The sequence below is a fragment of the Pseudomonas sp. PA-5-4B genome, assembly GCF_021606215.1.
GTDB classification, from domain to species: Bacteria; Pseudomonadota; Gammaproteobacteria; order Pseudomonadales; family Pseudomonadaceae; genus Aquipseudomonas; species Aquipseudomonas edaphica.
The window spans coordinates 1-17585 of record NZ_WKDB01000060.1 but is presented as its reverse complement, the minus strand read 5'-3'; the positions used below and the strand labels follow the sequence as shown (position 1 = coordinate 17585).

Below are 17585 nucleotides of genomic sequence, written 5' to 3'. Positions count from 1 at the left end.
GGAAAACGCAGGCGTTTTTACAGGGTTCCAGAGCGGCCCTGATGAGTGAGGATTCAGTACCATGGCTTACAGCGAAAAGGTCATCGACCACTACGAAAACCCGCGCAACGTCGGCAAGATGAACGCGGAAGACCCTGATGTCGGCACCGGCATGGTCGGCGCTCCGGCGTGCGGCGATGTGATGCGCCTGCAGATCAAGGTCAACGACGCTGGCGTTATCGAAGACGCCAAGTTCAAGACTTACGGCTGCGGTTCCGCCATTGCCTCAAGCTCCCTCGCTACCGAGTGGATGAAAGGCAAGACCCTGGATGAGGCTGTCACCATCAGCAACACCCAGTTGGCCGAAGAACTGGCCCTGCCGCCAGTGAAAATTCACTGCTCGGTACTCGCCGAAGACGCCATCAAGGCGGCCGTTCGCGACTACAAGCAGAAGAAAGGCTTGATCTAAGCATTTGGCGACGAGTAAGGAGTCAACGATGGCTATCAGCATGACAGAAGCGGCTGCGCAGCACATTCGCCGCTCCCTGAATGGGCGCGGTAAAGGTGAGGGGATTCGTCTGGGTGTTCGCACCACGGGCTGTTCCGGCCTTGCCTACGTGCTGGAGTTTGTCGACGAGGTGGTTGAAGAGGACCAGGTGTTCGAAAGTCACGGCGAGAAAGTGATCATCGACCCTAAAAGCCTGACCTACCTGGACGGCACCGAACTCGATTTCGTCAAGGAAGGGTTGAACGAAGGCTTCAAGTTCAACAACCCCAACGTGCGCGGTGAATGTGGCTGCGGCGAAAGCTTCAACATCTGAGGCTATTCGTGGGTACTCCTTGTCATTTCGCTTTATTCGAGCTGCAGCCGAGCTTTCGGCTGGACCTTGAGCAGCTTGCCACGCGCTACCGAGAGTTGGCGCGTGGGGTGCATCCGGACCGCTTTGCTGACGCTTCCGAGCGTGAGCAGCGCCTGGCGCTGGAGCAATCGGCCAGCCTCAACGAAGCCTATCAGACGCTGAAAAACCCGCCCAAACGCGCGCGCTACCTGCTCGCGTTGAACGGTGGTGAGTTGCCGATCGAAGTGACGGTGCACGACCCGGACTTCCTGATGCAGCAGATGCAGTGGCGCGAAGAACTCGAAGACTTGCAGGACGAGGCTGATATAGCCGGTGTCGCGGTCTTCAAGCGTCGTCTGAAAACGGCCCAGGATGAGCTCAATGAAAGCTTCGCAGCCTGTTGGGATGATGCAGCGCAACGTGAACAGGCCGAACGCCTGATGCGGCGCATGCAGTTCCTCGACAAGCTCACCTACGAAGTGCGCCAGCTAGAAGAGCGCCTCGACGATTAACCCAGTGCTGCCCGTGATGCACGCCTGATAGACAGATAAGACCTGATTACCATGGCCCTACTGCAAATCGCCGAACCCGGCCAAAGCCCTCAACCACACCAGCGTCGCCTGGCGGTCGGGATTGACCTGGGCACCACCAATTCCCTGGTTGCTGCCTTGCGCAGCGGCCTGTCCGAGCCATTGCCCGACGCTAATGGCCAGGTGATCCTGCCCTCCGCTGTGCGTTATCACGCTGATCGCACTGAAGTCGGTGAGTCGGCCAAGCTGGCAGCGTCCAGTGACCCGTTGAATACCGTGCTGTCGGTTAAACGCTTGATGGGTCGCGGTCTTTCCGACGTCAAGCAATTGGGCGACCAGCTGCCGTACCGCTTTGTTGGCGGCGAATCCCATATGCCGTTCATCGACACCGTCCAAGGCCCGAAAAGCCCGGTTGAAGTGTCGGCCGATATCCTCAAGGTGCTGCGTCAGCGCGCAGAAAATACCTTGGGCGGCGAACTGGTCGGCGCAGTGATCACCGTTCCTGCCTATTTCGATGACGCACAGCGTCAAGCCACCAAGGACGCCGCGAAGCTTGCGGGCCTGAACGTGTTGCGCTTGCTCAACGAGCCGACCGCAGCGGCGGTGGCCTATGGCCTGGATCAGCACGCTGAAGGCCTGGTGGCTATTTATGACCTGGGCGGTGGTACTTTTGATATTTCGATTCTGCGCCTGACCGGCGGTGTGTTTGAAGTACTGGCCACCGGGGGCGACAGCGCCTTGGGCGGCGATGACTTTGACCATGCCATTGCAGGCTGGATCATCACCAGCGCTGGCTTGTCGGCTGATCTGGACCCGGGCGCGCAGCGTAATCTGCTGCAAACTGCCTGTGCGGCCAAGGAAGCACTGACTGACGCTGATTCTGTTGAAGTTTCCTACGGTAACTGGTCGGCTCAACTGACTCGCGAAGCCTTTGATGCGCTGATCGAACCGATGGTCGCTCGCAGCCTCAAGGCGTGCCGTAGGGCTGTACGTGATTCCGGTATCGAGCTGGAAGACGTGGCCGCAGTGGTCATGGTCGGCGGTTCGACGCGCGTCCCACGCGTTCGCGAAGCGGTTGCCGAAGCTTTCGGTCGCCAGCCACTGACAGAAATCGACCCGGACCAAGTAGTCGCCATCGGCGCTGCTATCCAGGCCGACACGCTTGCCGGTAACAAGCGCGAGGGTGGCGAACTGCTGCTGCTCGACGTGATCCCGCTTTCTTTGGGGTTGGAAACCATGGGCGGCCTGATGGAGAAGGTGATTCCACGCAACACCACCATCCCCGTCGCACGCGCCCAGGATTTCACCACGTACAAAGATGGCCAGACGGCCATGATGATTCATGTGCTGCAAGGCGAGCGCGAACTGATCAGCGACTGCCGCTCCCTGGCGCGCTTTGAATTGCGCGGCATCCCGGCGATGGTGGCCGGTGCGGCGAAAATTCGCGTGACCTTTCAGGTCGACGCCGATGGCCTGCTCAGCGTAGCAGCGCGTGAATTGGCCTCGGGCGTTGAAGCCAGCATTCAGGTCAAGCCGTCCTACGGCCTCACCGACGGCGAAATCGCCAAGATGCTCAAGGATTCGTTCCAATATGCCGGTGACGACAAGGTCGCCCGCGTGCTGCGCGAGCAGCAAGTCGATGCCCAGCGCCTGCTCGAAGCTGTGCAGGGCGCCCTGGAAGCCGACGGCGAGCGTCTGCTGGATGCTGAAGAGCGCATGGTTATCGACCTGCAAATGCAGGAACTGGCCGAACTGATGAAAGGCAACGATGGTTACGCCATCGAGCAGCAGACCAAGCGCCTGTCGCAAGTGACTGATGCTTTTGCCGCCCGCCGCATGGATCAGACGGTGAAAGCCGCACTGGCCGGGCGCAACCTGAATGAAATCGAGGAATAATTAATGCCGCAGGTCATTTTTCTGCCACACGCCGAGCATTGCCCGGACGGTATGGTTGTGGAGGCTGAGACCGGCAAGTCCATCCTCGAGGTTGCCCATGACAACCACATCGAGATCGAAAGCGCCTGCGGCGGTGTCTGCGCCTGCACGACCTGCCACTGCGTGATTCGCGAAGGTTTCAACTCTCTCGAAGAAGCGGACGAGCTGGAAGAGGACTTTCTGGATCGCGCCTGGGGCCTTGAGGCGACTTCTCGCCTAAGCTGTCAGGCAAAGGTCGGCACGGAAGACATTACCGTCGAAATTCCGAAATATTCCCTCAACCATGCAGCCGAAGCGCCGCATTGATTCAAGGAAATGTCATGAGCCTGAAATGGGTTGATGTACAAGAAATCGCTATACAACTTGCTGAAGCTCATCCTGAGGTCAATCCTCTTACCGTGAACTTCGTCAAATTGCGCGACCTCGTAATGGCGCTGCCGGAATTCGACGACATTCCTGACCGGGGTGGCGAAAAGGTCCTGGAGGCGATTCAGGGTCTGTGGATCGAAGAAGCAGACGACTGAGCCGACTTTTTACGCAGTTAGGCAATACCTAATAACCCGCGTATAATTCGCGGGTTTAATTTTTCGTAAATTACCGTTTCTGGAGTTACACCATGGCTGTTCAACGTACTTTCTCCATCATCAAGCCTGACGCTGTTGCAAAAAACGTCATCGGCGAGATCACCACTCGTTTCGAAAAAGCCGGCCTGAAGGTTGTAGCTTCGAAACTCAAGCAACTGTCCAAAGCTGAAGCTGAAGGCTTCTACGCTGAGCACAGCGCTCGTGGCTTCTTCGGCGACCTGGTTGCCTTCATGATCTCCGGCCCTGTTGTTGTTCAGGTTCTGGAAGGCGAAAACGCTATCGCTCTGAACCGCGAGCTGATGGGCGCTACCAACCCTAAAGAAGCCGCTGCCGGCACTATCCGTGCTGACTTCGCTGAGTCCATCGACGCCAACGCTGTTCACGGTTCGGACTCCGAAGCCGCTGCTGCTCGCGAAATCTCGTACTTTTTCGCTGCTACTGAAGTAACCGCTCGCTAAGCATCGGCTTAAAGAGTGAGGGTGAATCCATGACTACATCGACTGTTAAAACCAACCTGCTGGGTCTGACTCAACAGGAAATGGAAAAATTCTTCGACTCAATCGGGGAGAAGCGTTTCCGTGCCGGTCAGGTAATGAAGTGGATTCACCACTTTGGTGTCGACGATTTCGACGCCATGACGAACGTCAGCAAGGCCCTGCGCGACAAGCTCAAGGCCATTGCTGAGGTCCGTGGTCCCGAGGTTGTCAGCGAGGACATCTCCACCGACGGCACCCGTAAGTGGGTGGTGCGCGTGGCGTCCGGCAGCTGCGTCGAGACCGTCTACATTCCCCAGGGCAAGCGCGGCACTTTGTGCGTTTCGTCCCAGGCAGGCTGTGCCCTGGACTGCAGTTTCTGCTCCACCGGCAAGCAAGGCTTCAATAGCAACCTCACCGCCGCCGAAGTCATCGGCCAGGTGTGGATTGCCAACAAATCCTTTGGCAGCGTCCCGGCAACCGTCGACCGTGCCATCACCAACGTGGTGATGATGGGCATGGGTGAGCCGCTGCTGAACTTCGACAACGTCGTTGCCGCCATGCATTTGATGATGGACGACCTCGGCTACGGCATCTCCAAGCGCCGTGTGACCCTGTCGACTTCCGGCGTGGTGCCGATGATCGATGAGCTGGCCAAGCACATCGACGTCTCCCTGGCGCTGTCGTTGCACGCACCGAATGACGCATTGCGTAACCAATTGGTGCCGATCAACAAGAAGTATCCGCTTAAGATGCTGCTCGAATCTTGCCAGCGTTACATGGCGACCCTGGGCGAAAAGCGTGTGTTGACCATTGAGTACACCATGCTCAAGGACATCAACGACAAAGTTGAGCACGCGGTCGAAATGATCGAACTGCTCAAGAACACCCCGTGCAAGATCAACCTGATTCCGTTTAACCCGTTTCCCCATTCTGGCTACGAGCGGCCGAGCAACAACGCCATCCGTCGTTTCCAGGATCAACTGCACCAGGCCGGATACAACGTTACTGTGCGCACCACCCGTGGTGAAGACATCGACGCCGCCTGTGGCCAACTGGTCGGGCAAGTGATGGATCGCACCCGCCGCAGTGAGCGTTATATCGCCGTGCGCGAACTTAACGCCGCCGAAGATTTGCCGCAAATTGCTGTGAATCGAATCTGAGAGAGGACCTCTATGCCCTTGCGCCTTGCGCTGCTGTTGCTTTTTACCGGTCTCGCGGCCGGTTGTGTTTCATCGGGCCATGACAGCCCCATGCAAACCGGCAAAGGCCGTGACGAGGCGCGAATTGCCTATGTGCAATTGGGCTTGGGTTATCTGCGCCAGGGCATGAGCGAACAGGCCAAGGTGCCGTTGAAAAAAGCCCTTGAGCTGGACGGCGACGACGCCGATGCCAATGCCGCACTGGCGCTGGTATTCCAGGCCCAGGCCGAGCCTGAACTGGCCGACGCGTATTTTCACAAGGCCCTGGCCGCACGTCCTGCCGACCCGCGGCTGCTGAACAACTACGGCAGTTTTCTGTTTGCGCAGCAACGTTACGACCAGGCGTCCCGCTATTTCCAGCAAGCCAGTACCGATACCCTTTATCCTGAGCGTTCGCGAGTATTCGAAAACCTTGGGGTGACCTCGATACGCCTTGGCCTGCGCGACAGCGGTCGTCAGCAACTGGAAAAAGCCCTGCACCTGAACAATCGCCAGCCACGGGCTTTACTCGAAATGGCTGAGTTGTCTTACGAAGACAGGCATTATGTGCCGGCACGTGACTTTTACGAGCGTTTTAGCCTGCTCAGCGGGCAAAATGCACGTAGTCTATTGCTCGGTGTGCGCCTGGCGACGGTTCATGAAGAACGCGACACGGCCGCACAGTTTGGCCAGCAACTCGAACGACTCTATCCCGGTACGCCGGAATATCAGCAATACCTGTCGGAGCAATGATGAAAGCGGCGCACCCGGAAGTTGTAGCAGCTAATCGCGTAAACCCAGGCGAGACCTTGCGTCAGGCCCGCGAAAGCAATGGTTGGTCGCTGGCAGAAGTGGCCCTCAAGCTCAATTTGACCGCCACATCCCTGGGCAACCTGGAAGCCGGCGCGTTCGACAAGCTGCCTGGGCATACTTTTGCCCGCGGCTATATCCGCGCCTATGCAAAGTTGCTGGGCATCGACCAGGCGGTACTGGTCCAGGAATTTGACCAGTTCACCGGCACCGATTCCCAGGGCAGCAATGTGCATGGCCTGGGCCGCATCGAGGAGCCGGTACGGGTTTCCCACACTATTTTGCGGATTGTCAGCCTGTTGCTGCTGATTGCCGTGGTGGGTGGCGGTTTCGTCTGGTGGCAAGACCAGGCCTCCCAACGCACCAAAGACCTTACCAGCAACGCCATGGAGCACGTCGAAGTCGAAAGCGCCGACGGCACCACCCAGATTCACCCGCTGGATGAGCCGGAAGACCAGGCGGTTGCCCAAGGGCAGGCCGCCTCGGAAGCGCCGGCTACCACCGAGCAACCGACTCCGGAAGCGGGCACTGCACCTGCAGCCACCGCTGCTGTGCCGGCTCCAACCGTACCGGCTGCCCCGGTTGCCCAGGCGCATACGCCAGCTGCTCCGGCTGCTCCGGCGCAGGCCCCGGCGACTAACGCACCAGTGGCCCCGGCCCCGGCCGCGATTTCGCCTCCCACCACCCCGGCATTGATCGCCGGCGACGGGCATATCCAGATTACCTTCATCGCTGACTGCTGGACGCAAGTCACCGATGGCAATGGCAAAGTGCTGTTTAGCGGTCTGAAGCGTAAGGGAGATACGCTTGACCAAGGCGGCAAGCCTCCTTTGACGCTGCGTCTGGGCTTTGCCCGTGGCGCGCAAGTGGCCTACAACGGCCAGCCTGTGGACGTGGCGCCGTTCACCAGTGGCGAGACTGCTCGCCTCAAGTTGGGACAATAGTCATGCACGGCGAATCTCCAATCAAACGTCGCGTATCGCGCAAGATCTGGGTCGGCTCCGTACCGGTAGGTGGCGATGCCCCTATCGCAGTGCAGAGCATGACCAACAGCGACACCAATGATGTTGCCGCCACAGTCGCCCAGATCAACCGTCTGGAAGCCGCCGGTGTGGACATCGTGCGCGTATCCGTACCGGACATGGACGCTGCCGAGGCCTTTGGCCGCATCAAGCAACTGGTCAAGGTTCCGCTGGTCGCCGACATTCACTTCGACTACAAAATCGCTCTGCGTGTGGCCGAGCTGGGTGTGGACTGCCTGCGCATCAACCCGGGCAACATCGGTCGCGAAGACCGTGTGCGCGCCGTGGTGGACGCGGCACGTGACCGTGGCATTCCCATCCGTATCGGCGTCAACGCCGGTTCGCTGGAAAAAGACCTGCAGAAAAAGTACGGCGAACCAACCCCAGCCGCGCTGGTTGAGTCGGCATTGCGCCACGTCGAGCACCTTGAACGCCTGAATTTCCAGGACTTCAAGGTCAGCGTAAAGGCCTCCGACGTGTTCATGGCGGTAGAAGCCTACCGCCTGTTGGCCAAGGAAATCGTGCAGCCGCTGCACCTGGGTATCACTGAAGCGGGCGGTTTGCGCTCAGGCACAGTGAAATCTGCGGTGGGTCTCGGTATGCTGCTCGCCGAAGGGATTGGCGATACTATCCGCATCTCCCTGGCGGCAGACCCCGTAGAGGAAGTGAAAGTCGGCTACGACATTCTCAAATCCCTGCGTTTGCGTTCCCGTGGCATCAACTTCATTGCCTGCCCGAGCTGCTCGCGGCAGAACTTCGACGTGGTGAAAACCATGAACGACCTGGAGCTTCGCCTCGAAGACCTGCTGGTGCCGCTGGATGTAGCGGTGATCGGGTGTGTGGTCAATGGGCCGGGTGAAGCCAAGGAAGCCCATGTGGGCCTGACTGGCGGTACACCGAACCTGATTTACATCGACGGCAAGCCGTCGCAGAAACTGACGAATGAGAATCTCGTGGATCATCTGGAAAAGCTGATCCGCGAGAAAGCAGCTGAAAAGGTTGCGGCTGACGCAGCGCTGATCGCGCGCGGCTAAGAACGAATTTAAGGATTAGATGTGAGCAAGTCTCTGCAAGCCATTCGTGGCATGAACGACATCCTGCCGGAGCAGACGCCACTGTGGCGCTACTTCGAGAGCACGGTCGCGCGCCTGTTGGATAACTACGGTTACAAACAGATCCGCATGCCGATCGTCGAGTTCACCGAGCTGTTCAAGCGCTCCATCGGTGAAGTGACCGACATCGTCGAAAAAGAGATGTACACCTTTGAAGATCGCAACGGTGACTCCCTGACCCTGCGTCCGGAAGGTACAGCCGCCTGCGTGCGTGCCGTGCTCGAGCATGGTCTCACCGGTGGTGGCCAGCCGCAGAAGTTGTGGTACATCGGCCCGATGTTCCGCCACGAGCGCCCGCAGAAAGGCCGTTATCGCCAGTTCCACCAGATCGGCCTCGAGGTGTTCAACCTCGATGGTCCGGACATCGACGCCGAGCTGATCGTGCTGACCTGGCGCCTGTGGGGCCTGCTCGGCATCCGCGACGCGGTCAAGCTTGAGCTCAACAGCCTGGGCACCAGCGAATCCCGGGGTCGCTATCGCGTTGCCCTGGTCGAGTATCTGTCTGCTCACTTGGACAAATTGGATGAAGACAGCCAGCGCCGTCTGAAAACCAACCCGTTGCGCGTCCTCGATACCAAGAACGCCGACACCCAAGCCGTACTGGTCGACGCGCCGAAAATGGCCGACTACCTGGACGACGAATCGCGCGTGCACTTCGAGGGCCTCAAGGCTCGCCTGGATGCGGCCGGTATTCCCTACGTCATCAACCCTAAACTGGTGCGTGGCCTCGATTACTACAGCAAGACCGTGTTCGAGTGGGTCACCGACAAACTCGGCGCCCAGGGCACCGTGTGTGCCGGTGGTCGCTACGACGGCCTGGTTGAGCAAATGGGCGGCAAGCCGACCACCGGCGTAGGTTTCGCCATGGGCATCGAGCGGCTGATCCTGCTGCTGGAAACCCTGGAGCAGGTCCCGGAAGAAATCTCCCGTCAGGTGGACGTGTACCTATGCGCCTTTGGCGAGGCCGCCGAACTGGCAGCCCTGGCCCTGAGCGAAAAAGTGCGTGACCAACTGCCGAACCTGCGCCTGCAGATCAATGCCGGCGCCGGCAGCTTCAAGAGCCAGTTCAAGAAGGCCGACAAGAGCGGCGCGCTGTATGCGCTGATCCTCGGCGATGACGAACTGGCCCAGCAAGTGATAGGTTTCAAACCCCTGCGTGGCCAGGGCGAGCAACAGAACATTGCCTTTGATGCGCTCGCCGCGCACTTGGCCACCTGCGTCGTGCAGGGTTGAAGCTGTCGAACAGCCGAATTTAGCGATTAAGGAGTATTGGGGTGTCGAGTACTGATGATGAGCAACTGGCCGAGTTCAAGGACTGGTGGCAGCGTAACGGCAAGCCCCTGGTTACTGGCGGTCTGCTGGCTTTAGTGGTGGTGTTCGGCTGGCAAGCCTGGCACAAGTATCAGGCCAACCAGTCCCAAGGCGCCTCGATCCTCTATCAGCAATTGCTGGAAACCACGCTGACGCCGGACGGCAAGCCTGATCCAGCCCAAGTGGCGGACCTTGCCGGCAAGCTGAAAAACGAATTTGGCGGTAGCACCTACGCCCAGTACGGCAGCCTGTTCGTCGCGAAAGTTGCGGTCGACACCGGCAAGCTGGATGACGCAGCCACCGAGCTGAAGGCCATCGCCGACAAACCGACCAACCCGACCCTGGGTGAAATCGCACGTCAGCGCCTGGCGCAGGTATTGGCGGCACAGAACAAGGCTGACGAAGCACTCAAACTGCTCGACGGCGATGCTGACAAGGCATTTGTGGCCACTCGTGAAGAGCTCAAGGGCGACCTGTTGGTCCAATTGGGTCGTACCGACGAAGCCTATGCTGCGTACCAAAAAGCCAAGGCGGCGCTGTCTGATGAAGCAGCGGTCGGTGGCTTACAAATCAAGCTGGACGACTTGGCCAAAGGGGATGCGTGACGTGATCCGTTGGAAACATGCAGCATTGCTGGCTCTGGCCGTTCTGGCCGCGGGTTGCAGCAGCAACAGTAAAAAAGAACTGCCTCCTGCCGAGCTGACCAGCTTCAAGGAAGAAGTGGTCCTGCAAAAGCAGTGGAGCCGCTCCGTCGGTGACGGCCAGGGCGACCTGTACAACTTGTTGCAGCCGGCAATCGACGGCGACAACATCGTGGCCACTGACTCCACTGGCGTTGTCATGGCCATGGATCGTATGAATGGCGACGTGAAGTGGAAGAAAGACCTCGAGCTGCCGGTTTCCGGTGGTGTGGGCGTCGGCTACGGCATGGTGCTGATCGGTACGCTTAAAGGCGACGTGGTGGCTCTGGACTCGGCAACGGGTGAAGAGAAATGGCGCGCTCGGGTGACCAGTGAAGTGCTCTCCGCGCCTGCCACCAACGGCGATATCGTCGTGGTGCAAACCCAGGATGACCGTGTGATCGGCCTGGATGCCGCCACCGGTAACCAGCGCTGGTTGTATGACAGCACCCCGGCGGTGTTGACCCTGCGCGGTACCAGTGGTCCGATTGTGACGAACAACCTGGCCGTTGCTGGCCTGTCGACCGGTAAAGTGGTCGCCCTGGATACTCAGAACGGCGTGCCGGCCTGGGAAACCCGTGTGGCCATCCCGCAAGGTCGCTCCGAGCTGGACCGCGTAGTGGACATCGACGGCGGCCTGCTGCTGTCGGGTGAAACCATTTACGTGGCCACTTACCAGGGCCGTGTTGCGGCGCTGGACCTGCAAAGCGGCCGCATCAACTGGCAGCGTGATGCTTCCAGCTACGCCGGTGTCGCCCAAGGGTTCGGCAGCGTCTACGTAAGCCTCGCTTCCGGCACCGTTGAAAGTGTCGACGAGCGTTCCACCACTGCGCTGTGGAGCAACGACTCCCTGGCTCGCCGTCAACTGTCGGCACCGGAAGTGTTCTCCAGCTACGTAGCGGTAGGTGACTTCGAAGGTTACCTGCACCTGCTGAGCCAGGTAGACGGTCGTTTTGTCGGCCGCGAGCGTATCGACAGCGACGGTCTGCGTGCGCGTCCGCTGGTTGTGGGTAACATGCTTTACGTGTTTGGCAACAGCGGCAAGCTGGAAGCCCTGACCATCAAGTAAGCAACTATGCTTGGGGTAAAACCCAGGCGGCCCCGCTTCGGCGGGGCATGCGGCATTTGACTATGCTGCCCCGAGCACCAGCCGCTGCCTTGCAGCGGCTTTTGTATTTTCTGAAATAACGAAGTGGAGAGCCGCATGGTTCCCGTAATCGCCCTGGTGGGCCGACCTAACGTCGGCAAGTCCACCTTGTTCAACCGCCTGACCAGGACTCGTGACGCCATCGTTGGCGACTTGTCCGGTCTGACCCGTGATCGCCAATACGGTGAGGCAAAGTGGCAAGGGCGCTCCTACATTATTGTCGACACCGGTGGTATCTCCGGTGACGAGCATGGCATGGACGAAAAGATGGCCGAGCAGTCGCTGCTCGCTATCGAAGAAGCCGATGTTGTGTTGTTCCTGGTGGACGCCCGTGCGGGCTACACCGCTGCCGACCAGATGATTGGCGAGCACCTGCGCAAGCGCAACAAGCGTTCCTATCTGGTCGCCAACAAGATCGATAACATCGATCCTGAAGCGGCCCGTGCCGAATTCAGCCCAATGGGCCTGGGCGATGCGATCCCGGTCGCCGGTGCCCACGGTCGCGGCATCACCCAGATGCTGGAAATCGCCCTGCGCGACTTCCCCAAGGATGACGCTGAGGAAGAAGAGGGCGAGGAAGAGATCGTTGCCGAAGGTGAGGAAGCCAAGCGCATTCCTGGCCCGAGCGAAAAAGACGGTATCAAGATCGCCATCATCGGCCGTCCGAACGTCGGCAAGTCGACCCTGGTTAACCGCATGCTCGGTGAAGACCGGGTCATCGTGTATGACCAGCCGGGTACTACCCGCGACAGTATCTACATCCCGTTCGAACGTAACGACGAGAAGTACACGCTGATCGACACCGCCGGTGTGCGCAAGCGCGGCAAGATCCACGAGGAAGTTGAAAAGTTCTCGGTGGTCAAAACCCTGCAGGCGATCAAAGACGCCAACGTGGTGATCTTCGTGATGGACGCCCGCGAAGGCGTGGTGGACCACGACCTCAACTTGCTGGGCTTTGCCCTGGAAGCCGGTCGTGCCCTGGTCATCGCGATCAACAAGTGGGACGGCATGACGCCGAGCGAGCGCGATTTCGTCAAGATCGAGCTGCAACGTCGGCTGTTCTTCGTCGAGTTCGCCGATATCCACTTTATCTCGGCACTGCACGGCACCGGCGTGGGCAACCTCTACGCGTCCGTGCAGAACTCGTTCAAGTCTGCGGTTACTCGCTGGCCGACCAACCGCCTGACCCAGATCCTGGAAGACGCGGTTGGCGAGCACGCGCCACCGATGGTCAACAACCGTCGGATCAAACTGCGTTACGCCCACTTGGGTGGTGCCAACCCGCCGATTATCGTGATCCACGGTAACCAGATCGAGAAGGTGCCCAAGTCCTACGTGCGTTACCTGGAAAACACCTACCGCCGTGTCTTGAAACTGGTCGGTACGCCGATCCGTATCGAGTTCAAGGGTGGCGAGAACCCATACGAAGGCAACAAGAACACACTGACTGACCGTCAGGTGAACAAGAAGCGTCGTTTGATGACTCACCACAAGAAGGCCGACAAGAAGCGCCGCGACAAGAAATAAGCGCCGCTTTGAGTTGTGAGCGACACGCTGCAAAAAGGGCTCCTTTGGAGCCCTTTTTTGTGCGCGGTGGTTTGTGCCTTGACCCGATGCTTAGGGCAGCTTAAAACTTGGGGCTCACCTGCAGGGGCCTCCGATGATCACCAGCAAGCTGCCGAATGTCGGCACCACCATTTTTACTACAATGTCGCAATTGGCTGCCGAAACCGGCGCGCTTAACCTGTCCCAGGGCTTTCCCGATTTTAATGGCCCTCAAGGGTTGCTCGATGCCGTGGGCAAGCATATCGCCCTCGGCCATAACCAATATGCACCGATGACCGGCCTGCCCGTGTTGCGCCAACAAGTGGCGGCCAAGATCGCCCGCAGTTATGGCGCTACAGTGGATGTCGACAGCGAAGTGACCATCACCCCAGGCGCGACCGAGGCGATCTTTTGCGCGATCCAGGCGGTCATCCGCAACGGCGATGAAGTCATCGTGTTCGACCCCAGCTACGACAGTTACGAGCCGTCGGTCGAGCTGGCCGGTGGCCGTTGCGTGCATGTGCAATTGAGCCTGCAAGGCTTCGCGCTCGACTTTGACAAGATCAAGGCTGCGCTCTCGCCGCGCACGCGCATGATCATCCTCAACTCGCCGCACAACCCCACCGGCGCGTTGATCAGTCGGGCCGAGCTGGACCAGTTGGCCGAGCTTATCCGCGACCGCGATATCTACCTGATCAGCGATGAGGTCTACGAACACCTGGTGTTCGACGGCGTGCCCCATGTCAGCGTGCTGGCCCACGAAGAGTTGTATCAGCGGGCGTTTGTGGTCAGCTCCTTCGGCAAGACCTACCACGTCACTGGCTGGAAAACCGGCTACGTGGTCGCACCCCCGGCCCTGACCGCCGAGCTGCGCAAGGTGCATCAATATGTCAACTTTTGCGGCGTGACCCCTTTGCAGTACGCTTTGGCTGACTTCATGGCCGAACACCCGGAACACGTCGAGCAATTGCCGGCCTTTTATCAGGCCAAGCGCGACCTGTTCTGCGACCTGCTGGCGCCGTCGCGTTTCAGCTTTACCCGGGTGGCCGGCACTTACTTCCAACTGGTGGATTACTCGCAGATTCGCCCCGACCTGGATGACGTCGCCATGTCACTGTGGATGACCCGCGAACACGGCGTGGCGACCATCCCCGTCTCGGTGTTCTATCAGAGCCCGCCGCAAGGCCAGCGCCTGGTGCGCCTGTGCTTTGCCAAACGCGAGGAGACGCTGCAACACGCGGCGGAGAAACTATGCGTGATTTGACTGCATTGCCCGACCTGAATATCGCCTTGGTCCAGACCAGCCTGGTATGGCATGACCGTCAGGCCAACCTCGAACATTTCGAGCTGTTGCTGGAGCAGGCCAAAGGCGCCGACCTGATTGTACTGCCGGAGATGTTCACCACCGGTTTCTCCATGGAGTCGCAAACCCTTGCCGAGCCGGAACATGGCCCGACTCATCATTGGCTGCAAGCCCAGGCGGCGAAGTACAACGCGGTGATCACCGGCAGCGTGATCATCCAGGCTGCCGACGGCAGCCACCGTAACCGTCTGCTATGGGCACGCCCGGACGGGGAAGTGTTGCACTATGACAAGCGTCACCTGTTCCGTATGGCTGGCGAGCACGACCATTACACGCCCGGCGAGCGCCAGGTACAGTTCGAGTTGAAGGGGTGGCGTATACGCCCGTTGATTTGCTACGACCTGCGCTTCCCGGTGTGGAGCCGTGATGCCCAGGACACTGACCTGCTGCTGTACACCGCGAACTGGCCGGGTGCGCGCCGTCAGCACTGGAACCGCTTGCTGCCGGCGCGTGCTATTGAGAACCTGTGTTACGTGGCGGCAGTCAATCGGGTGGGTACCGATGGCAAAGGCTTCGCCTACACCGGAGACAGCCAGGTGCTGGATTTCCAGGGTGAGACCCTGCTGAGTGCCGGGGAGGCGGATGGGGTGTTTCAGGTGTGCCTGAATGCGGCAGAGTTGGCAGCGTATCGCACCAGGTTTCCGGCAAATCTGGATGCCGATGACTTTCAGTTTGTCTGACAGACCGCTATCGCGGGCAAGCCCGCTCCCACAGGTGAATGCATTCCAAATGTGGGAGCCGGGCTTGCCCGCGATGAGGCCCTAGCAGACACCACAAATAAAAAGGCCCCTGGATTCTCACCCAGGGGCCTTTTGCATTACCGCGACAGCGCTTACGCCGCCTTCGCTTCCAGCTGGCTCAACGAGCGGTTCAGCGCACTGAACACCGCCTTGAAGCTCGCGGTGGTGATATTTTCATCAATCCCCACACCATGCACCGGACGCTCGCCGTTCACGCGCAGCTCGATGTAAGCCGCCGCCTTGGCATGGGTACCGGCGCCGATCGCGTGTTCGTTGTAGTCCATGATCTCAACCTTGATCGGCAGCGCCGCCACCAGCGCTTCCAAAGTGCCGTAGCCCTTGCCGTTCCAGCGCAGGTTGGTTTCGCCCTGGCCCTTGCCCGAGACTTCCACTTCCACGGTGCTATTGCCGTTTTCTTCCTGCAGGCGATGGCTGACCAGCGCGTACGGGGTGTTGGCTTGCAGGTATTCACGCTGCAACAAGGCGTAGATCTGTGGTGCAGTCATCTCCAGGCCCACGCGGTCGGTCTCGGCCTGTACCACTTGGCTGAACTCGATCTGCATGCGGCGTGGCAAGCTGATGTCGTACTCCTGCTCCAGCAGGTAGGCGATGCCGCCTTTGCCCGACTGGCTGTTTACGCGGATCACCGCCTCGTAGCTGCGGCCGATATCCGCCGGGTCGATCGGCAAGTACGGCACTTCCCACAGCGCGTCGGCTTTCTGCTGGGTAAAGCCCTTGCGGATTGCGTCCTGGTGGGAGCCGGAGAAAGCGGTGTGCACCAGGTCGCCGACGTACGGGTGACGTGGGTGCACCTGAATCTGGTTGCACTCCTCGACGACTTTGCGCACGCCATCGATATCGGAAAAGTCCAGCTGCGGGTCGAGGCCTTGGGTGTACATGTTCAAGGCTACGGTCACGAGATCGACGTTACCGGTACGCTCGCCGTTGCCGAACAGGCAGCCTTCGACACGGTCAGCGCCGGCCATCAGGCCCAGCTCGGTAGCAGCCACGCCGGTGCCGCGGTCGTTGTGGGTGTGCAGGCTGATGATCACGCTGTCACGACGGTTGATATGGCGGCCGAACCACTCGATCTGGTCGGCATAGATGTTGGGTGTCGCGCATTCAACCGTGGCCGGCAGGTTGAGGATCATCTTGTGCTCTGGCGTCGGGTTCCATACCTCGATCACCGCATCACACACTTCCTTGGCGAACTCCAGCTCCGTGGCGCTGAAGGTCTCTGGGGAGTACTCGAAAGTCCACTGGGTTTCCGGCTGCTGGGCGGCGTATTTGACGAACAGCTTGGCCGCGTTGACCGCGATGGCCTTGATGCCATCTTTGTCCTGGTTGAACACGATGCGGCGGAACGACGGCGATGTGGCGTTGTACAAGTGCACGATGGCCTTTTTAGCGCCGCGCAGGGATTCGAAAGTACGTGCGATCAGGTCTTCACGGCCCTGGGTCAGCACCTGGATGGTGGTGTCCGCGGGGATGTGGTTGTCTTCGATCAAGGTGCGCACGAAGTCGAAGTCGGTTTGCGACGCGGCTGGGAACGAGGCCTCGATTTCCTTCACGCCTACAGACACCAGGGTCTTCCAGAAACGCAGCTTTTTCGCGGCGTCCATCGGCTCGATCAGCGACTGGTTGCCATCACGCAGGTCGGAGCTGCACCAGATCGGCGCTTCAGTGATGGTCTTCGACGGCCACGTGCGGTCCGGGATATCGATGGTCGGGAACGCGCGGTACTTCGAAGACGGGTCTTTGAGCATGCTCATCGGGAAATCCTTTGTAGTAGGGGCCGAGAAAAGGCGGCCTGCCGTAAAACTGTTATTGGGGGCGAAGCTTGGGACGAGGCAGATCGATTCAGCCTGGCAGTCGTGCGCTGACGAGGCACAGGCTGCGGTGCTGGCGGAGCTGAATGAGGGTGTGAGAGGTTTTCATAAGCTCAACCCTAACCGCAGGGGTGAAAGATGGCAAGCAGTCGGGAAAAATTGAGATAAGTTCTGATATTTGGCTGGGATTCGATATTTTGTGTCGGTTATTGAGTGTGGGGTTTCTTTTTATTGCGCGGTACTTATCGGGCGCGCAATTGGGCTGGCAGGCCTGGCGTCATCGCGGGCAAGCCCGGCTCCCACAGGGAATCGCGTTCACCTGTGGGAGCCAGGCTTGCCCGCGATGAGCATAGGTATCTACACAACCGGTTAACACGAAGTCTGTGGCAGGTGGGCTGTTGTGGCGAGCAGGCTTGTTGTGGCGAGCAGGTGGGAGGCGGCCCCCGCATGCGGCGCGGAACGTTGTGTAGACGAGACCTGGGCTGTTTTGTTGTGCGGTTGTCCG

18 protein-coding genes are annotated in these 17585 nt (G+C 59.5%); 17 read left to right on the top strand and 1 reads right to left on the bottom strand.

Annotated features, from left to right (window positions below; genetic code table 11):
* Positions 1–61: 61 nt before the first annotated feature.
* The 17 genes from iscU to GIW28_RS23730 all read left to right on the top strand — a co-directional run bounded on the left by iscU (position 62) and on the right by GIW28_RS23730 (position 15191).
* On the top strand, positions 62–448 hold the full coding sequence (iscU, locus tag GIW28_RS23810; RefSeq protein ID WP_003175965.1) for a Fe-S cluster assembly scaffold IscU: 387 nt from the start codon (positions 62–64) through the stop codon (positions 446–448).
* Positions 449–476: 28 nt separating this feature from the next.
* Positions 477–800 carry an iron-sulfur cluster assembly protein IscA gene (gene iscA, locus GIW28_RS23805; protein WP_003209680.1) on the top strand — a complete coding sequence of 108 codons (324 nt, stop codon included), beginning with the start codon at positions 477–479 and terminating at the stop codon, positions 798–800.
* Positions 801–808: 8 nt separating this feature from the next.
* Positions 809–1330 carry a co-chaperone HscB gene (gene hscB / locus GIW28_RS23800; RefSeq protein ID WP_017135945.1) on the top strand — a complete coding sequence of 174 codons (522 nt, stop codon included), beginning with the start codon at positions 809–811 and terminating at the stop codon, positions 1328–1330.
* Positions 1331–1381: 51 nt separating this feature from the next.
* Positions 1382–3244, top strand: a complete 1863-nt coding sequence (hscA, locus tag GIW28_RS23795) for a Fe-S protein assembly chaperone HscA (RefSeq protein ID WP_099550106.1) — start codon at positions 1382–1384, stop codon at positions 3242–3244.
* Between the two features lie 3 nt (positions 3245–3247).
* Positions 3248–3589, top strand: a complete 342-nt coding sequence (gene fdx, locus GIW28_RS23790) for an ISC system 2Fe-2S type ferredoxin (RefSeq protein ID WP_015885743.1) — start codon at positions 3248–3250, stop codon at positions 3587–3589.
* A gap of 14 nt (positions 3590–3603) precedes the next feature.
* Positions 3604–3807 (top strand): Fe-S cluster assembly protein IscX, encoded by a 204-nt coding sequence (gene iscX / locus GIW28_RS23785; RefSeq protein WP_017135947.1) that lies wholly within the window; start codon positions 3604–3606, stop codon positions 3805–3807.
* A 92-nt stretch (positions 3808–3899) separates the two neighbouring features.
* On the top strand, positions 3900–4325 hold the full coding sequence (ndk, locus tag GIW28_RS23780) for a nucleoside-diphosphate kinase (RefSeq protein WP_003175956.1): 426 nt from the start codon (positions 3900–3902) through the stop codon (positions 4323–4325).
* 29 nt (positions 4326–4354) lie between these two features.
* Positions 4355–5503, top strand: coding sequence for a 23S rRNA (adenine(2503)-C(2))-methyltransferase RlmN (gene rlmN / locus GIW28_RS23775; protein ID WP_017135948.1), 1149 nt, complete (start codon positions 4355–4357; stop codon positions 5501–5503).
* A 12-nt stretch (positions 5504–5515) separates the two neighbouring features.
* Positions 5516–6274, top strand: coding sequence for a type IV pilus biogenesis/stability protein PilW (gene pilW / locus GIW28_RS23770; protein ID WP_017135949.1), 759 nt, complete (start codon positions 5516–5518; stop codon positions 6272–6274).
* Positions 6274–7275: a RodZ domain-containing protein gene (locus GIW28_RS23765; protein ID WP_099550105.1), complete on the top strand. Its 1002-nt coding sequence runs from the start codon at positions 6274–6276 to the stop codon at positions 7273–7275. The genes pilW and GIW28_RS23765 overlap by 1 nt, the downstream gene beginning before the upstream one ends.
* A gap of 2 nt (positions 7276–7277) precedes the next feature.
* Entirely contained in the window at positions 7278–8387 is a 1110-nt protein-coding gene (ispG, locus tag GIW28_RS23760) for a flavodoxin-dependent (E)-4-hydroxy-3-methylbut-2-enyl-diphosphate synthase (RefSeq protein WP_056858733.1), read from the top strand.
* A 21-nt stretch (positions 8388–8408) separates the two neighbouring features.
* Positions 8409–9698 carry a histidine--tRNA ligase gene (gene hisS, locus GIW28_RS23755; protein ID WP_017135952.1) on the top strand — a complete coding sequence of 430 codons (1290 nt, stop codon included), beginning with the start codon at positions 8409–8411 and terminating at the stop codon, positions 9696–9698.
* Positions 9699–9739: 41 nt separating this feature from the next.
* Positions 9740–10381 (top strand): YfgM family protein, encoded by a 642-nt coding sequence (locus tag GIW28_RS23750; protein WP_236446659.1) that lies wholly within the window; start codon positions 9740–9742, stop codon positions 10379–10381.
* Entirely contained in the window at positions 10374–11525 is a 1152-nt protein-coding gene (gene bamB, locus GIW28_RS23745) for an outer membrane protein assembly factor BamB (RefSeq protein ID WP_186617307.1), read from the top strand. The genes GIW28_RS23750 and bamB overlap by 8 nt, the downstream gene beginning before the upstream one ends.
* 135 nt (positions 11526–11660) lie before the next feature.
* Positions 11661–13130 carry a ribosome biogenesis GTPase Der gene (der, locus tag GIW28_RS23740; protein ID WP_053135513.1) on the top strand — a complete coding sequence of 490 codons (1470 nt, stop codon included), beginning with the start codon at positions 11661–11663 and terminating at the stop codon, positions 13128–13130.
* A gap of 133 nt (positions 13131–13263) precedes the next feature.
* Positions 13264–14412: a pyridoxal phosphate-dependent aminotransferase gene (locus tag GIW28_RS23735; RefSeq protein WP_099550104.1), complete on the top strand. Its 1149-nt coding sequence runs from the start codon at positions 13264–13266 to the stop codon at positions 14410–14412.
* The gene (locus GIW28_RS23730) at positions 14400–15191 is read left to right on the top strand and encodes an amidohydrolase (RefSeq protein WP_186617303.1); all 792 of its coding nucleotides are present in this window, start codon (positions 14400–14402) and stop codon (positions 15189–15191) included. Before GIW28_RS23735 ends, GIW28_RS23730 begins: the two co-directional genes overlap by 13 nt.
* Before the next feature lie 152 nt (positions 15192–15343).
* Here the strand turns inward: GIW28_RS23730 and leuA are convergent, their stop codons facing one another.
* On the bottom strand, positions 15344–17023 hold the full coding sequence (leuA, locus tag GIW28_RS23725) for a 2-isopropylmalate synthase (protein ID WP_017138560.1): 1680 nt from the start codon (positions 17021–17023) through the stop codon (positions 15344–15346).
* Between the last annotated feature and the right edge of the window lie 562 nt (positions 17024–17585).